We start from the raw sequence: 6580 nt of genomic DNA, 5'->3' as shown, positions 1-6580 counted from the left end.
GGCACCAGGAGGCCGAGCTCTACGAACAGCGGCTCGGCGCGGCACTGGCAGCCGCCCCCGAGGTCGGCCGCGCCGCCCGTACGGCCGTGCTGCGAATGAACGAGGTACTGAGCGCGGAATTCACCCCGGAGCGCGCGGCCGGGGCCTTCCTCAAGGACGACCCGGCCAGCGCCGGCCAGGTCGGCACAGGGGAGACGGGAACAGACGCCCGGGAACGGCTCCTGCAGTGGACCGCCCCCGGCTCCTCCGCCACCGTCCGCGAGCTCGTCACCGCCTTCTACAACGCCGCCTACTACAAATACGGGCCCCAGCCCGGGCCGACCGGGGACGACCGTGACGTCTCCTTCAAAACCCTCCTGCACTGCATCGTCCTCGACGGCGACCTGCGGCGCGCCCGCGAACTCGGCCTCGACACCGAAGCCCTGAGCGCGCAGCGGGAGTACCTGACCGGCGGCGCCCGCAGCGTCCTCGGACGCCTGCCGCAGGACATCGGCCGGCTGTTCGCGAAGGACATCTTCGCTCTGGGCAACATGACCCTCCAGCACGGCACGGGCACCACCGTGTCGATGGGCCGCAGCCAGCAGGGCAGGACTGAGCGGCCCGAGGCCCGGGCCGGGACCGGACCGGGCAGGAGCACCCTCCGCAACTACCAGGACCTCGGGGTGCCCCTGAGCGAAGCCGAGCGGGCCCACGCACAGCGCAGCACCACGCCCCTGCGCGTCGAAGGCGTCCGGCTCGACGGGGACCGGATCCACCCGCAGGAGTACGACGTCACCCCCGAGGCCATCTGGGCGGCCATGGCTCCCCCCGGGGAGCAGGGGCCCGAGTTCCCTCTGCCCTGGGCCTCGGGGCAGGCGCTCTTCGCCATGGATCCCGCGGCCGCCTGGTACCGCAAGCACCACGAGGCCGGCGCGCCCCTCGTCGCGGGCATCTCCGGGACCACCACCCGCATGCTCAGTGCCTTCCGCTGGCTGAAGGCCGTGCCGGGCGGACCGGGCGGCGGCCAGGAGCGTTCAGAGAGGGAGTTCTTCCTCGCCGTGGCCTCCTGGATGCTGACGGGCCGGGACCACTCGCTGTACGAGATCCTGCGCGGCGCGAAAGCGGCCGGGCTCGCGAGCCTGTCCGGCCTCACGGCGTCCTCCAAGGACGTGGCCGCGATGTACCGGGACTTCGACGCGTTCGTACGGACCGCGCTGCCGCAGGCGAAGCTGCCCGAGCCGCCGTACGCCGCGCTCTACGAGCAGCAGGCGCTGGCCGGGCGGGAGGACGGCGGGATGCTCACGGTCCACGGCGACACGGTGCGCGCGGCGCGCCGCAAGCAGCGGCACCTGGAGAAGAAGGCGGCCGGTGCGGCCGGACCCGGCAAGGACCTCGACTTCGCGCACTTCCTGGCCCTGACGCAGTACACCGGGGACAACCACCAGCTCATCAACCGCGTTCTCACCACCCCCGGCGGATTCACGTCGCTCGGCGTCGGCCGGCTGATCGACGAGATGATGTCCCGGGTCGCCGAGGACGTGCCCACGGAGGTGCCCTTCACCAGGTGGCGCGACGACGAGCTCCAAGGGCTGATCAGCCAGTACACGGCGCCAGATCTCGACGATCAGGAGCGGAAGTCCCGGCTGGAGCCCGTGAGGAAGAGGCTGCACGCCCTTGCCGGCACGCTGCGGGCCGAGGCCAAGACCCATGCCGACATGCTCGCCGACTCCCTCCACCGCCTGCCTCCCGTGACGGGGTCGGTGTACCGCGCGGGATGGGAGATGTGGCCCCGGAAGCGACTGACCTTCGACGGCTTCACCAGCACCAGCGAGAAGCGGAAGAAAGCCGAGGAGTTCCTGCCGCTCCAGTACCCGACCGCCGGCGGCCGCAGGGTCCTCTACCAGCTCGAGCTCTCCGGACGCAGCGGACGGGACATCTCCGCCTTCTCGCAGAAGCCGGAGGAGAAGGAAGTGCTCCTCCTGCCGGGGGCGGCGTTCACCGTGCAGCTGCGCAACCGCGACGAAGCCGTACGGGTCAACGGGCGGGAGATCCGTTACGACTTCGTATGGGCCACGGAAACGACCGGCTGACGGCTACTGCTTCTCGGGCAGTAGGTCGGTGCGGTGCTGTTCGAGGTCGGTGACGTTTTTGAGGCCCGCCTGGACCGTGTACTGGGTGTGGACCCCGTCGGGACCCTTCTCCGGGGTCAGCTGCAAGGTGTTCGAGACGAAACCCCAGCTGCCGCCTGTATAGACGCCCTTGATCCTGCCGTCCACCGTCCCGGCGGCGTCGAAGGGTTCGCCCTTCCAGCGGAAGGTCCAGTGGGTGCGGTACCAGGCGTCCAGCTGCTCCGGGGCGGCCAGGAAGTGCTCGCCGCTCGGGTCCCGGGGATCGGCGATGAGATCCTCAGGTCGGTCATCCCCGGTGGTCAGAGTGATGAGGCCCGACGTGTCGGCCTCAGCAGCGGCCGGATACGTCCGACCGCGGTGGACCGCATAGGTCTTGGGGCGGAAATGGTCGAACTCGTCCAGACGCCGCACCAGAGCGTGCCGGGGCTGGAGGCGATCCTCGCGGTGCTGCTCCAGCTCGGTGACCTCGTCGCGCGGGAAGACGCCGCGGTAGCCGATGACCCGGCGCTTGAGATGCTCCTTGGCGAAGTGTTCGTCGGAGCCGAGGTAGTTGCCCGAGAGTGTGGTGGGCGTGGAGGCGGTGCACTCGAAGAGCTCGCGGCGCCAGCGGAACGTCCACGTCACGGCGTACCAGGCTTCCAGGCACTCCAGCGGAACCGGGTATCCCACCGACCCGTCGGCGGCCTGGCGCGGCGCGACCTCTTCGGGTGCGGGGCGCCCGGGCTCGGGCAGCAGCTCGACACACGGCCACAGACCCTCGGCGCCACGGGCCCGATAGAGCTCACCGCGGAAAACGGCGACCTCGCCCTTGATCGGGGAGGGGTGGCCCACGGGGTCAGTCATAGTATTTCCACAGCCTTTCGTTCTTGTCGAAGAAGCCGACGGCCTCTTCGGTGCCATCGTCATGCATGAGCCAGATCTCAGCATGGTGGGGGAAGCCGGTGGGTTCGGCCATCCACTCCGGGACACCCCCGCCGGTGTAGCCGGTGCCGAGGAACGGATCAAGATAGGGCAGTCCTTCGCTCTGGCCAGCCATGCCGGCGACGTGGTCGGCCTTCTCCTTGTCGCCGACGGCGCCGAAGGACGGCTCGGCATGCATGTCGTCCGGTGCCGGGAAGCGCAGCTGGTACGTCTCGGACGCGCCCGGTGGGACCGCGGACCAGCCGGCGCCGCCATCGTCAAGAGCGAGTCCGTCGCGCAGTTGGTCCATGCTTCGTAGGTCGACGGTGTCAGAGCCGCGCGCGATGGAGCCGCGGAACTCGCCGGGCTTGAATTTGTCGTCCTCGTCGGACGGTGTGAAGTTCTCCAGGTAGGCGAGCGCGCGCTCGGGCGTGACCACCTTGGTCACCATTTGACCCTCGTCGAGCTTGATCGCGTCACGGACCCCGACGACCTCGCGGGCCTGCTCGTCGCTCAGATCGTTGGTCCGGCTGAGTCGGAGTTTGTCATGCTCGGAGCGGTCCAGTCCGCGTGCCGCCAACTGGTCGTCGAGCTCCTCCTGGTAGTGGGGACCGTCGCGCAGAGCGTCGTTGCCATACCGTCCCGAAGCTTCATCGATCGAGCCCAAGGCATCCGCAGGCGGCTCCCGCGACTCATCAGCCAAGCCCGAGTCGCCTGCAGTCGGCTTCGGAGCATCGTCAGCCCGCTCCGAAGCATCGACGGCCGAATCCGAGGCCTCGTCAACCGGGGCCGGCTGCTCCGGAGCGTCGATCGGCGCCGTCGGATCCGGAGCCTCATCAGTCAGGTCCGAGGCATCCGCAGACGGCTCCCGTGACTTATCAACCACGTCCGGACCATCTGCAGGCGGCTCCGGAGCATCGTCAGCCTGCTCGGCGCCCGTGTCCTGCGCGGCTGCAGGGTCTGTCTCGGAGTCTGCGTCCGCCGTGTCAACGGGTTCCGGGGCGTCGACGTCAGACCGCTCGGCCTCCGGCTCCGGCGCGTCGCTCTCTTCTGCGTCGTTCGGCTCCGGGGCACCGTCTGCGTCCTCGGCATCCGCCTCGGGTGCGTCCGCCGGGGCGGTTTCGGCGTCTGCGTCCGCGTCTTCAGCAGTCGCCGGTTCCGGGGCGTCGGCGTCCCATCGCTCGGCCTCCGGCTCAGGAACCTCGGCGTCCTCGGGCGCGCTGTCGGATTCCTCTACGCCCTCCGACTCCGGGGCCTCGTCCGCCTCCTCTGCGCCCGTCTCCTGCGAGGCCTCCGCGTCCGTGGGTCCCGGAGCATCGGCGTCGGGCTGCTCGGTCTCAGGTTCCGGCGCCTCGCTGTTCTCCGGTGTGCTGTCGGCTTCCTCTGCGTCGGCCGGTTCCGGGGCGTCGTCCGTCTGCGTGGTGTCCGCGTCGGGTGCGTCCGTCGGTTCCGGCGCTTCCGCCGGGCCCGTACCGGAGTCCGCGTCCGCCGCCTTCGCCGGTTCCGGGGCGTCGACGGGCTCGGGCGGCGGCGCCTCTTGGGGTGGCGGGGGCTGCTCGGGCCGACGATCGTCCATGATCGGCATTCTGACACGGCCACGTCAAGGCAATGGAACGCAGGTATACGGGCAGACCCCGTGCGCGGGACGGACACCAGCCGTGATGCGCTTGTGCCCCGGTCACCGGACCAGTGGCCGGGGCACAAGCGCGAACGGGGACGGTCAGGCGGCGGGGCCGGCCGTGACGGGCCGTACGCGGACACAGGTGACGAGGGCCGTGCCTTCGTACTTCGTCACCTTGTCCTCGGCGGGCGGGTTGAGGTTGCTCGCCGCCTTCGTCGGGGTGAAGACCAGATCGAGCGGGCCGCCGTCGACGACGACCTCCTTGCCCTGTGCCGTCCTGGCGTACCGTGCGCGGTTCTGCCGGGGCACCTTGAGTTCGACCGTGCCGGCCCCCAGGACGGGAAACGCCGGCGTCACGTTGTAGGGGACGCCCACGATCTGCAGCGACTCGATGTCGTCCGGGACACAGGCGACGTGCCCTTCGACCCGGAAGCCCGCCGAGCCCTGCAGTGGGAAGGGGGGAGGGGGCGGGGCGAGTGCTGCGCCCACCGGAGGCGTGGTCAAGGCCACCTGGAGCGTCACCAGATCACCCTCCCTCACCACGAGCTTCTGCATGACGGACAGCTCTCCTGGAGTCGTGACGGGGTCGTGAACGGGGTCGTGAACAGGGGCTAGCTGTTCTGTCCCGGCTGTCCGGCGACCTGGGTGATGGTGAAGTGGACGAATTCGGCGGGGCGGACGGGTGCGATGCCGATGTCGCAGTGGACTTCGCCGTTGTCGATGGTGGTGGAGGTGTTGTTGGTGGTGTCGCAGATGACGTAGAAGGCTTCGTCGGGTGTGCGGCCTTGGAGGGCGCCTTGGCGCCATTGGTCGGTGAGGAAGCTGGTGACGGAGTGGCGGAGGGTGGCCCAGAGGCGGTCGTCGTTGGGTTCGAAGACGGCCCAGGTGGTGGATTGGCGGATGGAGTCGGAGAGGAAGGAGACGAGGCGGCGGACGTTGAGGTACTTCCAGTCGCGGCTGCTGGACCTCGTCCGTGCTCCCCACACCAGCAGCCCGCGGTCGGGGAAGACGCGCAGACAGTTCACACCCTTGTCATTGAGCTCGCCGTGACGGGCATCGGTCAGCAGCGTGGGCAACGTCAGTACGCCGCGGAGGTTCTGGTTGGCGGGGGCCTTGAAGACGCCGCGTTCGGCGTCGGTGCGGGCCCAGACGCCGGCGATATGGCCGGAAGGCGGGACGGTGCGCGGGGTGCCGTCGATACCGGGAACGTTCACCCACGGGTAGTAGAGCGTGGTGAACTCCGCGTCGGGCGTGTCCTGGGACGGAAGCGCGTCGGCGAAGGCCTGGAGCGGATCGGCGGTCTGGTCCGGAGGGGCGTCGAGCACTGCGAGGCGGTTGTTCAGGGTCTTGCAGTGACCGACGACAGCGCTCATCAGCTCCCGCCCCTTGGCCTGGTCCGGCGCGGGAGGCGTGGCGGCGTCGGAGACCGCGGCGGTCATGTCCCACAGGTTCGGCACGGCGACCATGGTCACCTCGGGAACGGTCTCCAGCCCGCCCAGGCCCGTGCGCTCCTCGGCGTCCCCCTGCAGCGCCGTGCTCGCCACGGCGGCCGCCGGGTCGGTGAAGCCCACGACGTAACAGGACGTGCCCCCGTTGGCGAAGAACCCGTAGACGGCCTCCGCCAACACGAGGCATCGCTGCAGCGCGCGGACCTTCTTGAGCTCCTCCGCTCCCTTGTTGCTCTTCTTCGAGAGGTCGGCCAGCTCCGTGCTGAGCTCCTTGATGCTGTAGCGGGCGACGAACTCCTGCCAGCCGCGCATCCGCTGCGGATGGGTACGTTCCTCGGCGGTGAACGGGGGAGTGGACGCCCCTTTTCCCGCAGCGTCCGGGACCTTGGTGTAGCCCAGGAACGCAGGAGTGGACGTGCCCACCCCGACGATCATGCGGACACCGCTGGACTGCTCCGTGACGTAGACGCCGGGGGGCTTCGGTGTGGTCATCGCTGCTGTTC

Annotated in this window: 5 protein-coding genes; 1 reads left to right on the top strand and 4 read right to left on the bottom strand. The window is 69.8% G+C overall.

Annotation, left to right across the window (positions count from 1 at the left end; translation table 11 throughout):
* A partial coding sequence (locus tag V7793_RS06975; RefSeq protein ID WP_335582028.1) for an ADP-ribosyltransferase occupies positions 1–2069 on the top strand: 2069 nt, incomplete at its 5' end.
* A 3-nt stretch (positions 2070–2072) separates the two neighbouring features.
* On the opposite strand, the gene V7793_RS06970 is transcribed toward V7793_RS06975, so the two are convergent.
* From V7793_RS06970 to V7793_RS06955, 4 genes are all read right to left on the bottom strand, one after another.
* Complete coding sequence (locus tag V7793_RS06970) at positions 2073–2951, bottom strand: hypothetical protein (protein WP_335582027.1); 879 nt, start codon at positions 2949–2951, stop codon at positions 2073–2075.
* The gene (locus V7793_RS06965; protein WP_335582026.1) at positions 2944–4584 is read right to left on the bottom strand and encodes a hypothetical protein; all 1641 of its coding nucleotides are present in this window, start codon (positions 4582–4584) and stop codon (positions 2944–2946) included. Before V7793_RS06965 ends, V7793_RS06970 begins: the two co-directional genes overlap by 8 nt.
* Positions 4585–4728: 144 nt before the next feature.
* The gene (locus V7793_RS06960; RefSeq protein WP_335582025.1) at positions 4729–5184 is read right to left on the bottom strand and encodes a hypothetical protein; all 456 of its coding nucleotides are present in this window, start codon (positions 5182–5184) and stop codon (positions 4729–4731) included.
* A gap of 56 nt (positions 5185–5240) precedes the next feature.
* Positions 5241–6569, bottom strand: a complete 1329-nt coding sequence (locus V7793_RS06955; protein ID WP_335582024.1) for a phage tail sheath family protein — start codon at positions 6567–6569, stop codon at positions 5241–5243.
* Between the last annotated feature and the right edge of the window lie 11 nt (positions 6570–6580).

Source organism: Streptomyces sp. KLMMK, assembly GCF_036961605.1.
In the GTDB taxonomy this organism is placed as follows: domain Bacteria; phylum Actinomycetota; class Actinomycetes; order Streptomycetales; family Streptomycetaceae; genus Streptomyces; species Streptomyces telluris.
This window is presented reverse-complemented; position numbering and strand designations above follow the sequence as displayed.

What these genes read in the sequence shown, in the direction of transcription:
- V7793_RS06970 (WP_335582027.1), bottom strand. Translation starts at nt 2,951, where the DNA reads ATGACTGACCCCGTGGGCCACCCCTCCCCGATCAAGGGCGAGGTCGCC.
- V7793_RS06965 (WP_335582026.1), bottom strand. Translation starts at nt 4,584, where the DNA reads ATGGACGATCGTCGGCCCGAGCAGCCCCCGCCACCCCAAGAGGCGCCG.
- V7793_RS06960 (WP_335582025.1), bottom strand. Translation starts at nt 5,184, where the DNA reads ATGCAGAAGCTCGTGGTGAGGGAGGGTGATCTGGTGACGCTCCAGGTG.
- V7793_RS06955 (WP_335582024.1), bottom strand. Translation starts at nt 6,569, where the DNA reads ATGACCACACCGAAGCCCCCCGGCGTCTACGTCACGGAGCAGTCCAGC.